Origin of the sequence: Ideonella alba, assembly GCF_018069845.1 — a bacterium.
Classification (GTDB): Bacteria; Pseudomonadota; Gammaproteobacteria; order Burkholderiales; family Burkholderiaceae_C; genus Ideonella; species Ideonella alba.
This window is the reverse complement of sequence record NZ_JAGQDD010000025.1, coordinates 23,838-44,771: the sequence shown is the minus strand read 5'-3', so window position 1 is coordinate 44,771 and position 20,934 is coordinate 23,838. Positions and strand designations below refer to the sequence as shown.

20 protein-coding genes are annotated in these 20,934 nt (G+C 70.5%); 8 read left to right on the top strand and 12 right to left on the bottom strand.

Annotated elements, in window-relative coordinates; genetic code table 11:
* Window positions 1-149: 149 nt before the first annotated feature.
* The 3 genes from KAK03_RS22415 to KAK03_RS22405 are packed head-to-tail and all read right to left on the bottom strand — an operon-like array spanning window position 150 to window position 2,808.
* Window positions 150-1,271, bottom strand: a complete 1,122-nt coding sequence (locus tag KAK03_RS22415) for an MFS transporter (protein WP_210856904.1) — start codon at window positions 1,269-1,271, stop codon at window positions 150-152.
* Window positions 1,268-1,897 carry a 3'-5' exonuclease gene (locus KAK03_RS22410; RefSeq protein WP_210856903.1) on the bottom strand — a complete coding sequence of 210 codons (630 nt, stop codon included), beginning with the start codon at window positions 1,895-1,897 and terminating at the stop codon, window positions 1,268-1,270. Before KAK03_RS22410 ends, KAK03_RS22415 begins: the two co-directional genes overlap by 4 nt.
* On the bottom strand, window positions 1,894-2,808 hold the full coding sequence (locus KAK03_RS22405; RefSeq protein WP_210856902.1) for an amino acid ABC transporter substrate-binding protein: 915 nt from the start codon (window positions 2,806-2,808) through the stop codon (window positions 1,894-1,896). The genes KAK03_RS22410 and KAK03_RS22405 overlap by 4 nt, the downstream gene beginning before the upstream one ends.
* 190 nt (window positions 2,809-2,998) lie before the next feature.
* Between KAK03_RS22405 and KAK03_RS22400 the strand changes: the two genes are divergently transcribed.
* The gene (locus KAK03_RS22400) at window positions 2,999-3,169 is read left to right on the top strand and encodes a hypothetical protein (protein ID WP_210856901.1); all 171 of its coding nucleotides are present in this window, start codon (window positions 2,999-3,001) and stop codon (window positions 3,167-3,169) included.
* Between the two features lie 18 nt (window positions 3,170-3,187).
* On the opposite strand, the gene KAK03_RS22395 is transcribed toward KAK03_RS22400, so the two are convergent.
* From KAK03_RS22395 to KAK03_RS22370, 6 genes are all read right to left on the bottom strand, one after another.
* Complete coding sequence (locus tag KAK03_RS22395; protein WP_210856900.1) at window positions 3,188-4,096, bottom strand: hydroxymethylglutaryl-CoA lyase; 909 nt, start codon at window positions 4,094-4,096, stop codon at window positions 3,188-3,190.
* A gap of 5 nt (window positions 4,097-4,101) precedes the next feature.
* The gene (locus tag KAK03_RS22390) at window positions 4,102-6,126 is read right to left on the bottom strand and encodes an acetyl/propionyl/methylcrotonyl-CoA carboxylase subunit alpha (RefSeq protein ID WP_210856899.1); all 2,025 of its coding nucleotides are present in this window, start codon (window positions 6,124-6,126) and stop codon (window positions 4,102-4,104) included.
* A gap of 10 nt (window positions 6,127-6,136) precedes the next feature.
* Window positions 6,137-6,814, bottom strand: coding sequence for a DUF4126 domain-containing protein (locus tag KAK03_RS22385; protein WP_210856898.1), 678 nt, complete (start codon window positions 6,812-6,814; stop codon window positions 6,137-6,139).
* Window positions 6,805-7,584 carry an enoyl-CoA hydratase/isomerase family protein gene (locus KAK03_RS22380; RefSeq protein ID WP_210856897.1) on the bottom strand — a complete coding sequence of 260 codons (780 nt, stop codon included), beginning with the start codon at window positions 7,582-7,584 and terminating at the stop codon, window positions 6,805-6,807. Before KAK03_RS22380 ends, KAK03_RS22385 begins: the two co-directional genes overlap by 10 nt.
* Window positions 7,585-7,696: 112 nt before the next feature.
* Entirely contained in the window at window positions 7,697-9,319 is a 1,623-nt protein-coding gene (locus KAK03_RS22375; RefSeq protein WP_210856896.1) for a carboxyl transferase domain-containing protein, read from the bottom strand.
* A 12-nt stretch (window positions 9,320-9,331) separates the two neighbouring features.
* A complete protein-coding gene (locus tag KAK03_RS22370) occupies window positions 9,332-10,504 on the bottom strand; it encodes an isovaleryl-CoA dehydrogenase (RefSeq protein ID WP_210856895.1) in 1,173 nt (390 codons plus the stop codon).
* 149 nt (window positions 10,505-10,653) lie between these two features.
* Between KAK03_RS22370 and KAK03_RS22365 the strand changes: the two genes are divergently transcribed.
* Window positions 10,654-11,352, top strand: coding sequence for a TetR/AcrR family transcriptional regulator (locus tag KAK03_RS22365; RefSeq protein ID WP_210856894.1), 699 nt, complete (start codon window positions 10,654-10,656; stop codon window positions 11,350-11,352).
* Between the two features lie 7 nt (window positions 11,353-11,359).
* Here KAK03_RS22365 and KAK03_RS22360 read toward each other — a convergent pair whose 3' ends face one another.
* Window positions 11,360-12,427: a calcium:cation antiporter gene (locus KAK03_RS22360; protein ID WP_210856893.1), complete on the bottom strand. Its 1,068-nt coding sequence runs from the start codon at window positions 12,425-12,427 to the stop codon at window positions 11,360-11,362.
* A gap of 64 nt (window positions 12,428-12,491) precedes the next feature.
* Here KAK03_RS22360 and KAK03_RS22355 point away from each other — a divergent pair, with 64 nt between their 5' ends.
* Both KAK03_RS22355 and KAK03_RS22350 read left to right on the top strand, forming a co-directional pair.
* Window positions 12,492-13,337: an arylamine N-acetyltransferase family protein gene (locus tag KAK03_RS22355; RefSeq protein ID WP_210856892.1), complete on the top strand. Its 846-nt coding sequence runs from the start codon at window positions 12,492-12,494 to the stop codon at window positions 13,335-13,337.
* 84 nt (window positions 13,338-13,421) lie between these two features.
* Entirely contained in the window at window positions 13,422-14,792 is a 1,371-nt protein-coding gene (locus tag KAK03_RS22350; protein ID WP_210856891.1) for a sensor histidine kinase, read from the top strand.
* Here KAK03_RS22350 and KAK03_RS22345 read toward each other — a convergent pair whose 3' ends face one another.
* Entirely contained in the window at window positions 14,793-14,981 is a 189-nt protein-coding gene (locus KAK03_RS22345) for a DUF2783 domain-containing protein (protein WP_210856890.1), read from the bottom strand.
* A gap of 23 nt (window positions 14,982-15,004) precedes the next feature.
* Window positions 15,005-16,702, bottom strand: coding sequence for an FAD-dependent oxidoreductase (locus KAK03_RS22340; protein WP_210856889.1), 1,698 nt, complete (start codon window positions 16,700-16,702; stop codon window positions 15,005-15,007).
* Between the two features lie 188 nt (window positions 16,703-16,890).
* On the opposite strand from KAK03_RS22340, the gene KAK03_RS22335 reads away from it, so the two are divergent.
* The 4 genes from KAK03_RS22335 (at window position 16,891) to KAK03_RS22320 (ending at window position 20,927) form a co-directional block, all read left to right on the top strand.
* Complete coding sequence (locus tag KAK03_RS22335; RefSeq protein ID WP_210856888.1) at window positions 16,891-17,931, top strand: TRAP transporter substrate-binding protein; 1,041 nt, start codon at window positions 16,891-16,893, stop codon at window positions 17,929-17,931.
* Window positions 17,932-18,018: 87 nt separating this feature from the next.
* Window positions 18,019-19,050 carry a TRAP transporter substrate-binding protein gene (locus KAK03_RS22330; protein WP_210856887.1) on the top strand — a complete coding sequence of 344 codons (1,032 nt, stop codon included), beginning with the start codon at window positions 18,019-18,021 and terminating at the stop codon, window positions 19,048-19,050.
* A 9-nt stretch (window positions 19,051-19,059) separates the two neighbouring features.
* The gene (locus KAK03_RS22325) at window positions 19,060-19,599 is read left to right on the top strand and encodes a TRAP transporter small permease (protein ID WP_210856886.1); all 540 of its coding nucleotides are present in this window, start codon (window positions 19,060-19,062) and stop codon (window positions 19,597-19,599) included.
* Complete coding sequence (locus KAK03_RS22320; protein WP_210856885.1) at window positions 19,596-20,927, top strand: TRAP transporter large permease; 1,332 nt, start codon at window positions 19,596-19,598, stop codon at window positions 20,925-20,927. Before KAK03_RS22325 ends, KAK03_RS22320 begins: the two co-directional genes overlap by 4 nt.
* The last annotated feature ends 7 nt before the right edge of the window (window positions 20,928-20,934 follow it).

Here is a 20,934-nt window from a genome sequence, read left to right as displayed (position 1 = left end):
TCGCCGCGGATGGGCGCGCCCTGATTCGGGATGGGCTGCAAGGCGCACACCACAGCCATAGCCTGGGCTATGGCGAGGATGTGTAACGCAGCAGACCGCCTGAAGCAGGGATGCGCACGCCGCGAGGGACTTGTTCAGCGTTGCCTGGTTCACCGGGCGGCCCGCGCGCCCGGCACCAGCGCCAGCGCCGCCAGCACCACCGCGACCAGCGCCAGCCGCAGCCCCCAGGCCTCGGCCAGCGCACCGATCAGCGGCGGGCCGCCGACAAAGCCGATGAAGCTGACCGCCACCACCGCCGAGATGCCGGCGGCCGGCGTCACCCCCGGCTGCTGACTGGCCACGCGGTAGATCAGCGGCGCGATGTTGGCCAGGCCCAGGCCCACCAGCGCCAGGCCCAGCAGCGCCGGCCACGGCGACTGCATGGTCAGCACCGCGGCCATGGCCACCGCGGCCAGCAGGCCATGCGCGGCCAGCAGCCGGTGCGCCGGCCAGCGCTGGCGCAGCCAGTCGCCGCCGAAGCGGGCCGCGGCCATGGCGCCGGCAAAGGCGGCGTAGCCCAGCGCGGCGATGTCGGGCGGGGCCTGCATCACGTCGCGCATCAGCACCACGCTCCAGTCGTACATCGCGCCCTCGGCCAGGAAGCCGGCGCCGGCCAGCAGGCCCAGCGCCAGCAGGCGCCCGCGCGGCCACTGCCAGCGCGCGTGCTCGGCGCTGCCGTGGCCAGGCTGCGAGAGCATGGCGCCACAGGCCCAGGCCATCGCCGCCCACAGCAGCGCCGGCAACAGCAGCAACTGCGCGCCGGGCGACACGGCGGCGCGCAGCAGCAGCGCCACCGCGCCGGCGGCGGCCATGCCGCCCACGCTGAACATGGCGTGCAGGCCGATCAGGCAGGGGCGGCCCAGGCGCTCCTCGATCAGCACCGCCTCGGCGTTGACCGACACGTCCAGCAGCGAGGCCCCGGCGCCCAGCGCCGCCGCCAGCAGCGCCAGCGGCACCATGCCGGGCGCATGCAGCAGAAGCGCCATGGCCCCTGCGATGACGCTGGCGCTGACCCGTGCCATCTGGCGCGGGCCCAGGCGGTGCACCAGCGGCGCGGTAAAGGGCAGCATCGCGGCTGAGCCCAGCGCCGCGCACAGCAGCACCGCGCCCAGCTGACCGTCGCTCAGCGCGTGCGCGCTCTTCAGGCTGGGCACGTGCGCCCCCCAGGCGCCCATGAAGCCGCCCAGCGCCAGGAACTGCACCCGGCTGGCGCGCAGTGCGGCGGGTGTCATGCCTGGGCGATGCAGCGGGCCAGCTGCTGGCGCTGGGCGCGCTGCAGGCGCTCCAGCAGCGCGTGGTCCACCGCGCGCTCGCCCAGCTCGGCGGCAAAGCGGCGCTCCACGTCGCGCTGCAGGCGGATCAGCAGCTGCGCGGTGAGGTCGGCGTCGGACATCGCGCGGTGGGCGCGGCCGTCGCGCTCCAGCCCCAGCCAGTCGCCCAGCGCCCCCAGCTTGCGGCTGGGCGCCTCGGGGTACAGGCGGCGCGACAGCAGCACGGTGCAGGCGAAGGCGTGGGCCGGGTCGGGCGGCACGTCAGCGCGCGCCATCTCGGCCTGCCAGAAGCCGCGGTCGAAGGCGGCGTTGTGGGCCACCAGCGGCAGGCCGCGGGTGAAATCGGCCACCTCGCGCATCACCTGCTCGGCGGGCGGCGCGTCCTGCAGCATGGCGTTGGTGATGCCGGTCAGCTGCACGATGAACGAGGGGATGTAGACGCCGGTGTACATCAGGCTCTGGTAGCGGTCGACGATGCGGCCATCCTGCACCAGCACCACCGCGATCTCGGTGGCGCGCGCGCCCTGGGCGGGGCCCATGCCGGTGGTCTCGAAGTCGACCACGGCGATCGGCGTGTCGGGGCTCATTGGTAGGCCGCCGCGTCGGCGGTGTCGGTGGGATGGCGCACGACGCGGCGCAAGGCCTCGCTCATCGGCATCTTCAGCGTGATGCCGCGCGGCTCGATCGGCTGCTCGAACCAGCGCTGGTAGATGGCCTCGATCTCGCCACTGCGGTACAGGCGCGCCAGCACGCCGTCCACCAGTTGCTTGAAGGCCGGGTCGTCCTTGCGCAGCACCAGCGCATAGGGCTCGGTGGTGAGGGCCAGCGGCGCAATGCGCAGGCTGGCGGCGGCGGGGTGGGTGGCCTTCATGCTGTAGAGCAGCACATCGTCCATCGCATAGGCCACGGCGCGGCCATTGAGCACCATGCGCATGCCCTCGACATCGTCCAGGCCGGCCAGGATGCGCATCTCCAGCTGGCGCGACTGGTTGAGCTGGTGCAGGAACTGGATGCTGGTGGTGGCCAGCGTCGAGGCCACCGGCTGTTCGCGCAGGTCCTCGATGCTGCTGATCGACGAGTCCTCGCGCACCAGCAGCCGGCTGGCGGCGACGAAGGTGGTCAGCGAAAAGGCCACGCTGCGCTGGCGCTCGGCGGTGTTGGTGGTGACGCCGCATTCGATGTCCACCGTGCCGTTGGCCACCAGCGGAAAGCGGGTGGCCGAGCTGACCAGCATGTGGCGCACCTCCAGGTCGGGCAGCTTCAGGCGCTGGCGCACCGCCGCCACCACGTGGTGGCACAGGTCCAGCGAGTAACCCACCGGGCGACGCTTGGCGTCCAGGTACGAGAACGGCACCGACGCATCGCGGTAGCCCAGCGTGATCAGACCGGTGTCGCGGATCTTGCGCAGCGTGGGCGAGCTGGCGTCGTCGGCCGCGGTGGCGGCGCCGGCCGTGAGCAGCACGGCGGCACAGGCGAGGACCAGGCGGGGGAAGCGCATGGCGCGGATTGTCTCAGGCGGGCCGGTGGGGGATGCGCCCCGGCCCGGTGGGGCAAATGCCCCGATGCAAGCCCACACATCGATGCAAGTGCTTGATTCTCCAGTGAATGTGCATTTGGCACATCTTCTGCATTGTCTTTGGCACGGACCACCAGCCCGGTGGACCGATCACCCACCTGGAGTTCTTGCCATGTTCCAACGCATCGTCGGCCTGCTGGCCGTGTCCGCCACCCTCGTCGGCCTGCTGAGCGCCCCCACCGTCCACGCCCGCGAGGGCAACAGCATGGGCCACGGCATCAAGTGCTACTGGGTGATGGGCAACGACGGCGTGTACCACCAGGTCTGCCGCAAGGGCATCTGAGCGGCGAGCCGGGCGGCCTCAGGCCGCCCGCCTGGCCAGCAGCGCCCGGGCCACCCGCGAGCCATTGGGCTGGCCCAGCGCGCCGCGGATGAACTGCCCGGCGTCGATCAGCGCATCCAGGTCGATGCCGGTGTCGATGCCCAGTCCATGCAGCAGGTACACCACGTCCTCGGTGGCCACATTGCCGGTGGCGCCCTTGGCATAGGGGCAGCCACCCAGGCCGCTGACGCTGGTGTCAAAGGTGCGGATGCCCAGCTGCAGGCTGGCGTGCACGTTGGCCAGCGCCATGCCGTAGGTGTCGTGGAAATGACCGCTGACCTCGTGCAGCGGGTAGTGCTGCAGTGCCGCTTCGAGCGCACGCTGCACCTTCAGCGGCGTGCCCACACCGATGGTGTCGGCCACGCCCACATGCTGCACGCCGATCTGCGCCATCAGCCGCGCCACCAGGGCCACCCGCTCAGGCGCGATCTCGCCCTCGTAGGGGCAGCCCACCGCGCAGGAGATGGCGCCGCGCACCTTGACGCCCGCCGCCCGCGCGGCATCGACCACCGGCGCGAAGCGCTCGATCGACTCGGCGATGCTGCAGTTGATGTTCTTCTGGCTGAAGGCCTCGGAGGCGGCGCCGAAGACGACGATCTCGTCAGGCCGCGTGACGGCCGCCGCTTCCCAGCCCTTGAGGTTGGGCGTCAGCACGCTGTAGCGCACGCCGCTCTGGCGGGTGATGCCGGCCATCACCGCGGCGTTGTCGGCCATCTGCGGCACCCACTTGGGGCTGACGAAGCTGGTGGCCTCGATCTCCTTCAGGCCGGCGGCCTGCAGGCGGTGGATCAGCTCGACCTTGACGGCCGTGTCGACCGCCTGCTTCTCGTTCTGCAGGCCGTCGCGCGGGCCGACCTCGACGATCGTCACATGGCTGGGCAGGCTCATCGTGCTCACTCCTCGGCCAGCTTCAGCAACTCGGCGCCTTCGGCGACCTGGTCGCCCACCGCGTAGAGCAGCTCGGCCACCACACCGTCGCGCGGCGCGGCCAGCGTGTGTTCCATCTTCATGGCCTCCATCACCGCCAGCGCCTGGCCGGCCTTGACGGTGTCGCCCGCCTTCGCGTGCAGCGCAATCACCTTGCCTGGCATCGGCGCGGTCAGGCGGCCGCCTTCGCCCGCGTGGTCGCCGGCATGGGCGATCGGGTCGATGTCCAGCAGCTCCAGGTGGCCGCTGTCGGCGAACACGGTGGCGCGCTCGCCCTGGCGGTAGACGGTCAGCGTGTGGCGCTGGCCGCCCAGCAGCACGTCGTAGCGGTGCTCGCCCAGCGGCTGGGCGCTGAAGGACCAGAATTCGCCGCCCACGCCCAGGCGCAGTGCGCCGTCGTGCAGGCGCTCCAGCGTGGCGCGGTGGGCGGTCTTGCCCACCAGCAGGTCGAAGCGCCGGCGCGCGCCGCCGTGCAGACGCCAGCCGTTGCGCTGGCTCCAGGGGTCGGCGTCCTCGGCGGCCACCTCGGTGGCCAGCGCCTGCGCGGCCACGCCGGCGGCCGCCAGCGGCAGCGCCAGCCCGGGCTGGTTCAGCACCTGGGCGCGTTCGCGCTCGATCAGCGCGGTGTCCAGATCGGCGGTGGCAAAGGCCGTGCTGTTCACCACCCGGCGCAGGAAGGCCACGTTGGTGGCCGGGCCGACGATGTGGGTGGCTTGCAAGGCCGCATCCAGCCGGGCCAGCGCCTGCGCGCGGTCCTCGCCCCAGACGATCAGCTTGGCGATCATCGAGTCGTAGAAAGGGCTGATCGCGTCGCCCTCGCGCACGCCGGCGTCCACGCGCACCGCGGCGGGCGCTCCGCCGTCCTGCTGCGCGTTGCGCTGGAAGGCCGCATGGGCCGGCCAGCGCAGCACGGCCAGGCGGCCGGTGGCGGGCAGGAAGCCAGCGTCGGGGTTTTCGGCACAGATGCGCGCTTCGATGGCATGGCCGTGGATGCGCAGCTCGTCTTGCCGCGCCGGCAGGGGCTGGCCGTCGGCCACGCGCAGCTGCCACTCCACCAGGTCGTGGCCGGTGATGGCCTCGGTCACCGGGTGCTCCACCTGCAGCCGGGTGTTCATCTCCATGAAGTAGAAGCGAAGATCACCATCGTCCAGTTCCTCGGCGATGAACTCCACCGTGCCAGCGCCGACATAGCCCACCGCCTGGGCCGCCGCCACCGCGGCCTGGCCCATCTCGGCGCGGCGCGCGGCGCTCATGCCGGGCGCGGGGGCTTCTTCCAGCACCTTCTGGTGGCGGCGCTGCACCGAGCAGTCGCGCTCGAACAGGTAGACGCAGTTCCCGTGGGCGTCGGCGAAGAGCTGGATCTCGATGTGGCGCGGGCGGGTGACGTAGCGCTCGACCAGCACATGGTCGTCCCCGAAGCTGGCCTTCGCCTCGCGCTGGCAGCTGGCCAGCGACTCGAGGAAGTCCTCGGCGCGGTCCACCCGGCGCATGCCGCGGCCACCGCCGCCGGCGCTGGCCTTGATCAGCACCGGGTAGCCGATGCGCTGGGCCTCGCGCGCCAGCAGCGCGGGGTCGTTGTCACGGCCGTGGTAGCCCGGCACCAGCGGCACGCCGGCCTGCTCCATCAGCGCCTTGGCGGCCGATTTGGAGCCCATCGCGGCGATCGCCTCGGGCGGCGGGCCGATGAACACCAGGCCGGCCGCTGCACAGGCGCGGGCGAAGTCCTCGTTCTCGCTCAGGAAACCGTAGCCAGGGTGCACCGCCTGCGCGCCGGTGGCCTGGGCGGCATCCAGGATGCGCTGCCACTGCAGGTAGCTGTCCTTGGCGGCGTTGCCGCCGATGTGCACGGCCTCGTCGCAGGCGCGCACATGGGCGGCGTTGGCGTCGGCGTCCGAGTAAACGGCCACGGTGCGCACGCCCAGGCGACGCGCGGTCTGCGCCACCCGGCAAGCAATCTCTCCCCGGTTGGCAATCAGGATCTTCTTGAACACAGCTCTCTCCTCAGGCCCGCGCAGCAGGCGGGCTCAGCATCTGGCGCACGCGGCCGAAGGCGCGGCGGGCGAATCGCATCAGCAGCACGGTCATCACGGCCATCACCAGCACCACCAGCGTCAGCACGATCAGGAAGGCGCCGGGGTGGCTCCAGGCCAGCCACAGCATGGCCGGCACCGCGGCGTCGCCCAGCAGCGACAGGGCGATGTTGGAAAAGGGCTCGGGCGAGGTGTTCACCGCGGCGCGGGTGGTGGCCTTGGCGACATGGGCGGTGGCGGCCAGCGTGCCGCCCAGCAGCGCGGCGATGAGCTGCCACTGCCCGGCGTCGGCACCGATCACCCCGGCCGCCAGCGCGGCACCGGCGGGAATGCGGATCACCGTATGCACCGCGTCCCAGGCCGAGTCGACCCAGGGAATCTTGTCGGCCAGGAACTCGACCACCAGCAGCACGCCGGCCACGCCCAGCACCAGCGGCTGCTGCAGCAGCTGCAGCCCTTCCGGCAGCGGCACCCAGCCCAGGCGGCCGGCCAGGCCGGTCAGGAAGACCACGGCGTACAGGCGCAGTCCGCTGGCCCAGCCCAGCGCCGCAGCCAGGGCCACCAGGTGGCTGGTATCCCAGGTGGCGGTGGCCTGACCGACGCCGGAGGCGACGGCCGAGGCCGCGGCGGTGACCGGACTCAGGTCCATGCGGGGGCGCGGCGCTGCAGGAAGGACGAGACACCTTCCTTGCCCTCGGGGCTGGAGCGGATGTCGGCAATGCGGCGCGCGGTGTCCTCGCGCAGCGCGGGCGTGATGGGCGCCCCCGCCAGGTCCTGCACCAGGCGCTTGCAGGCCTTCACGGCGGCGGGGCCGTTGGCGCTGATGGCCGCGACCAGCGCGGCCACCCGCTCATCCAGCTGCTCGGCGGTGCACAGCTCATGCACGAAGCCCAGGCGGTGCGCCTCGGCGGCACTGAAACGCTCGGCGGTGGTGAAGTAGCGGCGCGCCGCGGGCTCGCCCAGCGCCCGGATCACATACGGACCGATGGTGGCGGGCAGCAGGCCCAGCTTGGCCTCGCTGAGGCAGAAGCCCACGTTGTCAGAGGCCACCAGCACATCGCACACCGCGGCCAGGCCCACGCCACCGGCATAGCAGTCGCCCTGGACGCGGCCGATCACCGGCACCGGGCAGCGGTAGACGGTCCACAGCATGTCGGCCAGGGCCTGGGCGTCGGCCTTGTTCTGCTCCCAGCTGTAGTCGGCCATGGCGCGCATCCAGTTCAGGTCGGCGCCCGCGCAGAAGGCCTTCCCGCGGCCGCCCAGGACGACCACGCGCAGTTCGGTGTCCTGCGTGAAGCCGGCAAACGCCGCGGTGAGCTCGGCGATCACGCCGTCGTTGAAGGCGTTGCGCACGTCCGGGCGGTCGAGCCAGACCTCGGCCACGTGGGGCGACGGCCTGCGGATCTCCAGCGTATTCATGGGCACGTGCTCAGCAGTGAATGTCAAGGGATTGGCGCGGATCCGGCTCCGCCGGTCCGCTGCCAAAGCCCCCTCGGGGGGCAGCGACCGGCAGGGAGCGTGGGGGCTTCGTTCACATTCTGAAGACGCCGAACTTGGCGTCAGGGATGGGCGCGTTCAGCGACGCCGACAGGCCCAGCGCCAGCACGCGGCGGGTGTCCTGCGGGTCGATCACGCCGTCGTCCCACAGCCGGGCGCTGGCGTAGTACGGATGGCCCTGGACCTCGTACTGCTGGCGGATCGGCGCCTTGAAGGCCTCTTCATCGTCGGCGCTCCAGGCGCCGCCCTTGGCCTCGATGCCGTCGCGGCGCACCGTGGCCAGCACGCTGGCCGCCTGCTCGCCGCCCATCACGCTGATGCGCGCGTTGGGCCACATCCACAGGAAGCGCGGGCTGTAGGCGCGGCCGCACATGCCGTAGTTGCCGGCGCCGAAGCTGCCGCCGATGATGACGGTGAACTTGGGCACGTTGGCGCAGGCCACCGCGGTCACCATCTTGGCGCCGGCGCGGGCGATGCCCTCGTTCTCGACCTTGCGGCCGACCATGAAGCCGGTGATGTTCTGCAGGAAGACCAGCGGCACCTTGCGCTGGCAGCACAGCTCGATGAAGTGCGCGCCCTTTTGCGCGCTCTCGGTGAACAGGATGCCGTTGTTGGCGACGATGCCCACCGGCATGCCCTCGATGTGGGCGAAGCCGCAGACCAGGGTGCTGCCGTAGCGCGCCTTGAACTCGTCGAAGTCGGAGCCGTCGACGATGCGGGCGATGATCTCGCGCACATCGAAGGGCTTGCGGGTGTCGGTGGGGATCACCGCCAGCAGTTCCTCAGATGGGTACTTCGGCGGCTGCGCCGGCTGCAGCTTCACCGGCACCTCCTTGCGCCAGTTCAGCGTGCCCACCACCTGGCGCGCCAGCGCCAGCGCGTGCAGGTCGTTCTCGGCCAGGTGGTCGGCCACGCCGGACAGCCGCGTGTGCACGTCGCCGCCGCCCAGGTCCTCGGCGCTGACCACCTCGCCGGTGGCGGCCTTCACCAGCGGCGGGCCGCCCAGGAAGATCGTGCCCTGGTTCTTGACGATGATGGTCTCGTCGCTCATGGCCGGCACGTAGGCGCCGCCGGCCGTGCACGAGCCCATGACCACCGCGATCTGCGGAATGCCCTGGGCGCTCATGTTGGCCTGGTTGTAGAAGATGCGGCCGAAGTGGTCGCGGTCGGGGAAGACCTCGTCCTGGTTGGGCAGGTTGGCGCCGCCCGAATCCACCAGGTAGACGCAGGGCAGGCGGTTCTGCTGCGCGATCTCCTGCGCCCGCAGGTGCTTCTTGACGGTCAGCGGGTAGTAGGTGCCGCCCTTGACGGTGGCGTCGTTGCAGACGATCACGCATTCCACGCCACCCACCCGGCCGATGCCGGCGATCATGCCGGCGCAGGGCGCCGCATCGCTGCCGTCCTTCTCGGGGTACATGCCCAGCGCGGCCAGTGGCGCGATCTCCAGGAAGGGCGTGTCGGGGTCGAGCAGCATCTCCACCCGCTCGCGCGGCAGCAGCTTGCCGCGGCCCAGGTGCTTGGCGCGAGCGGCCTCTCCGCCGCCTTCGGCGATTTTGGCGAGCCTGGCGTTGAGGTCGTCGACCAGCGCGCGCATCGCGGCGGCATTGGCCTGCGCGTCGGCGCTGCGGGCGTTGAGCTTGGTCTGGATGATGGCCATGGTGCCGCTGCCTCAGCAGGTTTCGGAGAACAGCTCGCGGCCGATCAGCATGCGGCGGATCTCGCTGGTGCCGGCGCCGATCTCGTAGAGCTTGGCGTCGCGCCACAGGCGGCCGGTGGGGTATTCGTTGGTGTAGCCCACGCCGCCCAGCGCCTGGATCGCCTCGCCGGCCATCCAGGTGGCCTTCTCGGCGGTGTAGAGGATCACGCCGGCGGCGTCCTTGCGCAGCGTGCGGCTGTGGTCGCCGCGGTCGCAGGCCTGGGCCACCGCGTAGCCATAGGCGCGGCAGGCCTGGAAGGTGGAGTACATGTCGGCCAGCTTGCCCTGCATCAGCTGGAACTCGCCGATGCTCTGGCCGAACTGCTTGCGCTCGTGGATGAAGGGCACGACCACGTCCAGGCACGCCGCCATGATGCCCAGCGGGCCGCCCGACAGCACCACGCGCTCGTAGTCCAGGCCGCTCATCAGCACCTTGGCGCCGTTGCCCTCGCCGCCCAGCACGTTCTCCTCGGGCACCTCGCAGTTGTCGAAGAACAGCGGGTAGGTGTTGGAGCCACGCATGCCCAGCTTGTCGAGGTGCTCGCCCTTGGAGAAGCCCTTGAAGCCCTTCTCGATGATGAAGGCGGTCATGCCGCGCGCGCCCATGGCGGGCTCGGTCTTGGCGTAGACCACCAGGGTGTCGGCGTCGCCGCCATTGGTGATCCACATCTTGCTGCCGTTGAGCACGTAGCGGTCGCCCTGCTTGTCGGCACGCAGCTTCATGCTGACCACATCGGAGCCGGCGCCCGGCTCGCTCATCGCCAGCGCACCGACGTGCTCGCCGCTGATCAGCTTGGGCAGGTACTTCTGCTTCTGGGCCTCGCTGCCGTTGCGCTTGATCTGGTTGATGCACAGGTTGGAGTGGGCGCCGTAGCTCAGGCCCACCGAGGCGCTGGCGCGCGAGATCTCTTCCATGGCCACCATGTGGGCCACATAGCCCATGGCCATGCCGCCGTATTCCTCGGGCACGGTCAGGCCGTGCACGCCCAGCTCACCCAGCTTGCGCCACAGGTCGGCCGGAAAGAGGTTGTCCTTGTCGACCTGCGCGGCGCGCGGCGCGATCTGCTCCTGCGCGAACACGCGGACCGCCTCGCGCAGCGCGGCGATGTCCTCGCCCAGGGGGAATTGGAAGGTGGATTCGAACATCGCTGTCTCCGCGGTGGAGGCTCTGGCTTGAGCCTTACTCAATACAAACCCTGAGCCGCCGTGGGCGAACCGCCCGCCAGCAGCAAACCGGCGAAATCTACCAGCCGGCGACTTGCCTCGCAAGCAATTTTTGAGTCATACTCAATTTCATGAACACCGCCGCCGCTCCCGCACGCCGTGCCGCCGCCAGCGCCAAGAGCGAACAGCGCATCCGCGACATCCTGCGCGTGGGCCGCGAGGTCTTCGCCGAGAAGGGCTATGAGCGGGCCACCACGATCGAGATCGCCCAGCGCCTGGGCATCTCCGAGGCCACGGTGTTCACCTACTTCAGCGGCAAGCGCGAGCTGTGCGTGCGCGTGCTGGGCGACTGGTACGACGAGATCATCGCCGCGATGCAGGCCAACCTGCCGCGCGAACGCAGCGTGCGCGAGCAGCTGATGGTCTTTGTCGAGACCCACCTGCGCCTGTTCCTGATCCACGGCACCGGCCTGTGCGCGCTGGTGCTGAGCGAGGGCCGCAGCCGCGGCCAGGCGCTGGGCGAGAGCTTCCTGCCGCTGCAGCGCCGCTACACCGCGCCGCTGATGGACCTGCTGGCGCGCGGCCAGGCCAGCGGCGAGGTCCGCGCCGACGTGCCGCTGCGCCTGCTGCGGCCGATGGTGCTGGGCCCGATGGAGCACATCCTGTGGGAGGTGGTGGGCCAGCCCGACAAGCCGCTGGACCTGGCCGCCACCGCGCGCGCCGTGGGCGAGATGGCCTGGAGCGCGATCGCCGCGCCCGAGGCCGAGCTGGCGGCGCTGCGGGCGCTGCGCAGCGAACTGCGCGACGCGCTGGCCCGCAGCGGGGCTTGAGGCGTCCTCAAGGCACCAGCGCCAGGAACAGGAAGGCCGCGAAGATCACCAGGTGCACCGCGCCCAGCATCAGGTGGCTGCGGCCCGAAGCCAGCGTGACCGCCGAGACCAGGAAGGTCAGCACCAGCAGCGCCAGGTCCTTCGGGCCCAGGCCCAGGGTCAGCGGCAGACCCAGCCACAGCGAGGCCACCGCCACCACCGGGATGGTCAGGCCGATGCTGGCCAGTGCCGAGCCGAACGCCAGGTTCATGCTGGTCTGCAGGCGGTTGGCCAGTGCGGCGCGCAGCGCGGCCACGGTTTCAGGCAGCAGCACCAGCATCGCGATGACGATGCCGATCACCGCCCGCGGGGCGCCGGCGGCGCGCACCGCCGATTCGATGGCCGGCGAGAGCTGTTTGGCCAGACCCACCACGCCCACCAGCGCCACCAGCAGCAGCGCAAAGCTGAGCCAGGCGGCGCGCGTGCCAGGCGGCTCGGCATGGGCATGGGGGTCGTCGCGCACATCGCCGGGCGGCAGGAAGTAGTCGCGGTGGCTGATCGTCTGCACGAAGACCCAGACCAGCCACAGCACCAGCGAGGCCACCGCCGCAAAGCCCAGCTGCGAGGCGGTGTAGGTGGCGCCGGCCGAACTGGTGGTGAAGGTGGGCAGCACCAGGGTCAGCGTGCACAGCGCGATCAGCGCCGCCAGGCCGGCGTTGGCGCCCTCGATGCGGAACTGCTGCTCGTGGTGGCGCCAGCCGCCGGCCAGCAGACACAGGCCCACCACGCCGTTGCAGATGATCATCACCGCCGAGAAGATGGTGTCGCGCGGCAGCTCGGCCTCGGCGCCGCCGCCGGCCAGCATCATCGTCACGATCAGTGCCGCCTCGATCACCGTCACCGCCAGCGCCAGCACCAGCGTGCCCAGCGGCTCGCCCACGCGGTGGGCCACGACCTCGGCGTGGTGCACCGCAGCCAGCACCGCGCCCATCAGCGCCACGGTGGGCAGCAGCAGCCAGCCGCCGCTCAGCCACGCGGCGGGCAGCGCCAGCAGGGCCACCGCCAGTGGCGGCAGGACGTGGGTCCACAGGTGCATCAGGGGGCACTCCGGTTCGAGGGATGGCCCATGTTAGTGTGCGAGGACCAACATGGCGTCACCGATGGACAAGACCCTCAGCACTCTGCTCGACAGCCCGACCAGCTTCGACGCGCCGGCCTACCAGGCGCGGCTGGGCGTCGAGCCGCCGCAGGACTGCTCGCTGGGCACGCTGGCGCAGCTGCTGCTGGCCCACATGCGCAGCATCCCCTTCGAGAACCTGGACGTGCTGCTGGGCCGCCCGCCGCGGCTGGATCTGCCCTCCTTGCAGGACAAGCTGGTGACCCGCCGCCGCGGCGGCTACTGCTTCGAGCACAGCGCGCTGCTGGGCGCGGCGCTGCGCTACTACGGCTTCGCGGTGCGTGACCACCTGGCACGGGTGATCGTCGAGCGCCCGCGCGAGCAGGCCGGACGCACCCACCACTTCCTGGTGGTGTCGCTGACCAGCGGGCCGGTGATCGTGGATGCCGGCTTCGGCGGCCTGGCGCCCCAGGTGCCGGTGCCGCTGGTCGACGGCGCGCGGGTCCGCGGCGGCGGTGTGACCCACCACCTGCGCCGCGAGGGTCGCTGGTGGACGCTGTCGGCCCAGGCCCCGGACCTGGCGGGCGAGCGCCCGATGTGGACCACCGCGCTGGAGGAATGCTGCCCGCCTGATTTCGAGATGGGCAACCACTTCACCGCCACCCACCCCAGCTCACCGTTCCGGCGCCGGCTGTCGATGCGTGCGCTGATCGATGGCGGCCGGGTCTCGGTGCTCAACCGCGAGGTCACGCTGCGCCAGGGCCGGGTGGTCCAGCGCTGGACGCTGCGCCACCGCGCCGCGCTGCAGGCGCTGCTGCGGCGGCAGTTCGGCATCGACTTGCCCGAGGTGCAGCAGCTGGTGGTGCCCGACATTCCTGGTTGGGAGTGAGTTGCGTTCGCAGATTGATGCGAATCAAGGCGTGAAGGGCCGCGGGCTGGTGCAATCGGGGCCCTTTCAGCGGTAGCCGTCCGCATGCCTCACCAGGTCGACGATGCCTTGTCCAGCGCCCGTGCCGCGTGGCGCGTGAGCCTGGCCTATGTGCTGTTCGGCGTGGCCTGGATCATGGGCTCGGACGCCCTCGTCCACGCCGTCTCCGGCGACCCCGACTGGCTGGACACGGCGCAGCAGCTCAAGGGCCTGGCCTTCATCGCGCTGACCGGTGTCGGCCTGTTCCTGTTCCAGCGCCACGAGTACCGCCGCATGCGCGACGCGCTGGCGCTGCAGCAGCGGCAGTTCCGCCAGTTGCACGAGAGCCTGGGCGAGGTGCTGTGGATCGGCAGCCCGGACGGGAGCCGGCTGCACTATGTGAGCCCGGCCTTCGAGCAGATCTATGGCCGGTCGGTGCCCGAGATCCTGCGCCGCCCGGCGTTGTGGCGTGAATCGGTGCATCCTGACGATCTGGCCGCGGCCTGGGCGCTGGATCCGCGCCTGGCCGATGGCCAGATGGTCAGCTGCGAGTACCGCATCGTGCGGCCTGACGGCAGCGTGCGCTGGGTCGAGGACCGCAAGCGCATGATCCTGGACGCCCGCGGGCAGCCGGTGCTGATGGGCGGCATTGCGGAGGACATCACCGCCCGGCGGGAGCGCGACGCTGTCCAGGACACGCTGCGCAGCGAGCTGCAACGCCTGGTGGATGAGCGCACCGCCGAGTTGCAGGCCACCAACCTGGAGCTGGAGGCCTTTTCGCGCACCGCGGCGCACGACCTGAAGAGTCCGCTGTCGGGCATCGCCGGGCTGTCTCAGCTGCTGAGGACCCGGCATGCCCAGGGCATGGACCCCGCTGGCCTGGCCTTCCTGGAGCAGATCGAGCGCTCGGCACGTGACATGTCGGAGCTGGTCAATGACCTGCTGGTGCTGTCGCGCGCCGGCAGCGTGCCGCTGGCCTGCCAGTGGAACGACCTGGCCCCGCTGGCCAGCCAGGTGCTGGACGATCTGCAGCGACTGGAGCCCTGGCGGCAGGTGACGCTGCAGCTGCCGCCCGAGATGCCCGCCTGGTGCGACGCCGGCCTGATGCGCTCGGTGCTGGCCAACCTGCTGGGCAACGCCTGGAAGTACAGCGCGCGCCGCGAGCCGGCCCGCATCACCGTGGCTTGGCAATCCACCGACCAGGGCACGGAACTGACGGTGACCGACAACGGCTCGGGCTTCGACGCCGCGCGGGTCGAGGGCGGCGTGTTCCGTCCATTCCAGCGCTTCCACACCCAGGCGCAGTTCCAGGGCTCCGGCCTGGGCCTGGTGACCTGCCAGCGCATCGCCCAGCGCCATGGCGGCCGGCTGGAGGTGCAGTCGGCGCCGGGCGAAGGCACGCGCGCCAGCCTGTGGCTGCCGCTGCCGCCGGCCTGATCAGGCGGGCGCGAGGTCGCGCAGCGCGTCGCCAATCAGCGCCTCGACCCGCTCGCGCTGGCCCAGCTCGCGCGCCATCAGCAGCGCCAGCTTCACCAGCATCAGTTCGCTGTGGCCCTCGGCCTGGTCGATCGCCTCGGCCAGCCGGTCGTAGACCTGCTCCAGGTCGGCGGTACTGAGTTCGGACATCGGTGCTTCTCCGCGGGCGGGGTTCATCGGGCGGTGGCGCGGCACAGCGCGCGCTCCAGGCGGCGGGCGTCCAGCGACAGCCAGCGCGCACAGACATGCTGGTCGGGGCGCAGCAGGTAGCAGCTGCCGGACTGGCGCACACCGTAGCGGCCATGCACCTGGCCCGCGCGGTCGTCGATCACCCGGTCGGCGCCTTCGGCGGCGCCGCCGCCGCTGCGCACCGCCACGATCTGCAGCGGCACGCCACGTTCGCGCCAGCGTTGCGCCTCGGCCTGCAGGGCCGGCGGAACGCCGCCCTCGCGGTGGAAGTGCAGCAGCCAGAAGGCCGGGCCGAAGTGGTCCATCAGGTGCTCGTCGGGGCCCAGGCGGACATTGGGCATGGGCGCGCCATCACGCGGGCCTGTCTGGAACAGCGCGTCGTCATCGTCGTGGCTGTTCAGCGGCGAGTCGGCGTAGTCGTGCGGCCGCGAGGTGCGCCAGTGGAACAGCGGGCCCACGAAAGGCTGGGACAGCGACAGGCTCAGCACCGCGTCGCGCAGCAGCCGGAAGCCCCGGCTGGGCGGCGTCATGAAGCGGGTGCTCTTGCTGGCCTCGTCGATGATCTCGCGCGCCGCGGCCACCCGTTCGTGGCTGTAGCTGTCCAGCAGCGCCGGGCCGCTCAGGCCCTTGAGCACGAAGGCCAGCTTCCAGCCCAGGTCGTGCGCGTCCTGCCAGCCGGTGTTGGCGCCGCGCACGCCGAAGATCGGCAGCATGTGCGCCGCGTCGCCGCAGAACAGCAGGCGGTGGTGGCGGTAGTCGGGCAGGGTCATCGCGCGGGCCGAGTAGACCGAACACCAGTCCATCTCCCAGGAGGTGCCGGCGTGTCCGATCATCGCCAGCTGGGCGTCGATGCGGGCCTTCAGCGACTCGGGCGACAGCGCCTGCTCGGGCGTCTCGTCGGCGGGCAGCTGGTAGTCGATGCGCCAGATGCCGTGCGGCTCGCGGTGCATCAGCACGGTGTTGCCGGGGTTCCAGGGCGGGTCGAAGAAGGCCAGGCGCTCGGTGGGCAGCGGCAGGTCGACACGGATGTCGGCGATGACGAAGCGGCCTTCGTACGAAGCGCCTTCCATGCGCAGGCCGCACATCTGGCGCAGTTCGGAGCGCGCGCCATCGCAGGCCACCACCCACTCGGCGTCCTGCTCATAGACGCCGCCCGGGGTGTCGACCTCCAGGCGCGCCCCGATGCCGTCCTCGTTGCGCAGGATGCGCGTGACCTTCTGGCCCCAGCGCATCTCCACCAGCGGCTGCGCGGCGATCTGGTCGAGCAGCGCCTCCTCCAGGTAGGGCTGCTGCAGGTTGATCATCGGGTGGAAGCGGTCGTTGTCGTCGTGCGGCGCCTCCATGCGGAAGACCCGCTGGCCGCGGAAGAAGGAGTTGCCGCTGCGCCAGGGCAGGCCGGCAGCGGTGATCGCGCGGTCGGCGCCCACCTGCTGCAGGATCTCCATCGAGCGCCGGGTGAAGACGATCGCCCGGCTGCCTTCGGAGACCTGCTGCTGCGCCTCGAGCAGCAGCACCGGCACGCCATGGCGCGCCAGGTCCAGCGCCAGCGCCATGCCGATCGGCCCGGCGCCCACCACCACCACGCGCGCCGGCGGGCTGCCCAGCGACGGCGGCGTCCAGGCCGGGTGGACGCGGTAGTCGTAGTAGATGGAGCGGCGTGGGGTGGTGTCGGGCTGGTGCATGGTGTGGGTGCGGGCGCATTTGGTTGCACGCGCAACCATTGTTGCCACCCACCCCCGATCCCGGCAATGGGGTTTCCGATAGTTGAGCGCGCAACCGTTGATCTATATGGTTGCAGTCGCAACAGAAAGTGTGCTGATGAATTCAGGCACACCCGCCCCGCCCCCTGGCCACCCGTCTGGAGACAACGATGAAGATCCGCCTTGGCGCCCTCGCCTGTGCCGCTGCCACCCTGCTGATCGGCGCCCTGCCCGCGCAGGCCCAGGTCACGACGATCAAGTTCTCGCACTTCCTGGCACCCAACTCGAACTTCCACAAGAACGTGGCCGAGCCCTGGTGCGCGGCGATCGAGAAGGACTCGGGCGGCAAGCTCAAGTGCCAGATCTACCCGGCGCTGCAGCTGGGCGGCACGCCGCCTCAGCTGGCCGACCAGGTGAAGAACGGCGTGGCCGACGTGGTCTGGACCTCGCCGAGCTACTCCACCGGCCGCTTCCCGCGCACCGAGGCGCTGGAGCTGCCCTTCTCGCTGCCGCCGGGCGGCCTGGCCGGCTCCAAGGCCATGTGGGAGTACTACCAGAAGCACGGCCAGGAAGACTTCAAGGACTTCAAGGTGCTGGCCATCTTCAGCGCCTCCAACGTGGTGATGAGCACCGCCAGCAAGCCGATCCTGACGGTGGATGGCTTCAAGGGCGTGAAGCTGCGCAGCCCCTCGCGCTTTTCGTCGCTGTTCCTGACCGCGCTGGGCGGCACGCCGGTGAACATGCCGATCGCCCAGGTGACCGAATCGGTCAGCAAGGGCGTGATCGACGGCGCCATGGCGCCGTGGGAAGTGCTGCCCGCGACCAAGATCGACGAGGTCACCAAGTACCACATGGAAGGCCAGCCCAACCAGCCCGGCTTCACCCAGACCCCGATGGCCGTGCTGATGAACAAGGCCAAATTCGAATCGCTGTCGCCCGAGCTGAAGGCGGTGATCGACAAACACAGCGGCGCCGCCCTGGTGGAGCTGACCGGCAAGGTCTGGGACCAGGGCAACGACGACGCCCGCAAGAAGATGACCGCCCAGGGCAACAAGGTCCTGGTGATCAAGGACGCCGACTACGCCGCAATGCAGAAGGCCGCCGCCTCGGTCGAGGCCGACTGGATCAAGCAGGCCACCGACAAGGGCCTGGACGGCAAGAAGCTGGCGGCCGAAGTGCACGCCATCGGCGCCAAGTACATGAGCAAGTAAGCCGCTTCCACGGCCCGCTCCGGCCCCTTGCCGCGCGCCTGTACGAGGACGCCGCGAGGGGCCTTGTCTTCCCTGAAAGGTCTGCCCATGAAGCCCGCCCACCTCCTTGCCGCGCTGCCGCTGGCCCTGGCCGCCGCCACCGCCAGCGCCCAGGTCACGACGATCAAGTTCTCGCACTTCCTGCCCTCCACCGGCAACTTCCAGCGCTTCATCGCCGAGCCCTGGTGCGCCAGCATCGAGAAGGACTCGGGCGGCAAGCTCAAGTGCCAGATCTACCCGTCGCTGCAGCTGGGCGGCACGCCGGCGCAGCTGATCGACCAGGTGAAGAACGGCGTGGCCGACGTCATCTGGACCTCGCCGTCCTTCGCCACCGGCCGCTTCCCGCGCACCGAGGCGCTGGAGCTGCCCTTCACGATGCCGCCGCAGGGCCTGGCGGGCTCGAAGGCGATGTGGGAGTACTACCTGAAGAACGGCCAGGAGGACTTCAAGGACTTCAAGGTGCTGGCCATCTTCAGCGCCTCGAACGTGGTGATCAGCACCGCCAGCAAGCCGGTGCTGACGGTGGACGGCTTCAAGGGCCTGAAGCTGCGCAGCCCCTCGCGCTTCTCGTCGCTGTTCCTGCAGTCGCTGGGCGCCACGCCGGTGAACCTGCCGGTGGCGGCCATCACCGAATCGATCAGCAAGGGCGTGATCGACGGCGCGATGGCGCCCTGGGAGATCCTGCCGACCACCAAGGTCGACGAGGTCACGAAGTACCACATGGAAGGCCTGCAGAACCAGCCCGGCTTCACCCAGACGCCGATGGCCATCCTGATGAACAAGCAGAAGTACGAGTCGCTGCCGGCCGACCTGAAGGCCGCGATCGACAAGAACAGCGGCAAGGTGCTGTCCGAGCTGGCTGGCTCGGTCTGGGACCAGGGCAACGAGGCCGCGCGCAAGAAGATGACCGCCCAGGGCAACAAGATCCTGGTCATCAAGCCCGAGGACTACGCGGCGATGCAAAAGGCCTCGGCCGGCGTCGAGGCCGAGTGGATCCAGCAGGCCGCCGCCAAGGGCCTGCCGGCCAAGCAGCTGGCCGCCGACGCGCGCGCCATCGGCGCCAAGTACCTGCCCAAGTGAGCACCTGAGATGGCTGAACTGGTTCCCGACGACGCCCACGTCGACACACCGCCCACCGGCGGCGTGCTGGGCCTGCTGAGCACCGTGGTCACCGGCTGGGCCATGGCCGGCGGCATGGTGTTCTGCGCGCTGGTGGTCATGTCCATCGTCTCCATCGTCGGCCGCAAGCTCTTTGCCACGCCGATCCAGGGCGACATGGAGATCCTGATGATGGGCGCGGCGATCGGCTCGGCGGCGTTTCTGCCGGTGTGCGAACTGCATGACCACCACATCAAGGTCGACGCCCTGACCACCTGGATGAGCGAGCGCGCCCGCGCCGCGCTGGATGCGCTGGGCCACGGCCTGCTGCTGGGCGCCGCGGTGCTGCTGACCTGGCGCACCGGCCTGTACGTGGAAGAGGCCAAGGAGAGCATGGAGGTGTCGCCGCTGCTGCTGATCCCGATCTGGTGGTGCGTGCTGCTGATCGTGCCCAGCTTCGTGCTGCTGGCGCTGACGGCGCTGCACCGCACGATGCACTCGCTGAATATCGCGATGGGGGTGAAAGCATGAGCGGCATGGCCATTGGGCTGTGGATCTTTGCGGGGCTGCTGGCCCTGCTGGCGATCCGCGTGCATGTGGGCGTGGGCATGCTGATCGGCGGTGCGGCGGGTTTCCTGGCGATGAACGCCGGCGACCCGAATGCGCTGCTGTTCACGATGAACCACCTGGCCTATGCGCGCTTCTCGAACTACGACCTGGCGGTGATCCCGCTGTTCATGCTGATGGGCCAGTTCGCCACGCATGGCGGGCTGAGCAAGGCGCTGTTCCGCTTCGCCGCGGCCTTCCTGGGCCACTGGCGCGGCGGCCTGGCGATGGCCGCCACCGGCGCCTGCGCGGGCTTCGGGGCGATCTGCGGCTCCTCGCTGGCCACCGCGGCCACGATGGCCCAGGTGGCACTGCCCGAGCTGCGCCGCCACGGCTATTCGGGCCGGCTGTCCACCGGCACGCTGGCCGCCGCCGGCACGCTGGGCATCATGATCCCGCCGTCGGTGCCCCTGGTGATCTATGCGGTGCTGACGCAGGAGTCGATCGGCAAGCTCTTCGTTGCGGCGATGATCCCCGGCCTCATCGCGATGCTGGGCTACATGGTGGTGATCCGCATCCTGGTGACACTCAACCCGCAGGCCGGTCCGGCGGGCGACCAGGCCAGCTGGTCCGAGCGGCTGGCGGCCACCGTGGCGGTGCTGCCGGTGATGGGCGTGTTCGTGGTGGTGATCGTCGGCATCTACGGCGGCTGGGCCAACCCCACCGAAGCGGCCTCGATCGGCGCCGCCGCCTGCGGCGCGCTGGCCGTCGTCAAGGGCGGCATGCGCTGGGCGGGCATCAAGGCCAGCCTGATCGGCACCGCCCACGCCACCGCGATGATCTTCCTGGTGCTGCTGGGCGCCGACCTGCTGAACTCCGGCCTGGCCATCACCCAGCTGCCCACCGAGCTGGCCGACTGGGTCAAGAACAGCGGCCTGCCGCCGCTGCTGGTGCTGATCGCGATCCTGGTGGTCTATGTGCTGCTGGGCTGCGTGATGGATTCGCTGGCGATGATCCTGCTGACCATCCCGATCTTCTACCCGATGATCATGGGCCTGGACTTCTACGGCATGTCGGCGGGTGACAAGTCGGTGTGGTTCGGCATCCTGGCGCTGATGGTGGTGGAGATCGGCCTGGTGCACCCTCCCGTGGGCATGAACCTGTTCATCATCCAGAAGATGGCCAAGGACGTGCCCTACCTGGAGACCGCCAAGGGGGTGATGCCCTTCCTGGCCTCCGACTTCATCCGCATCGGCTTCCTGGTGGCCTTCCCGGCGCTGTCGCTGTGGCTGGTCCACACGATGGCGGGCTGAGCAGCGC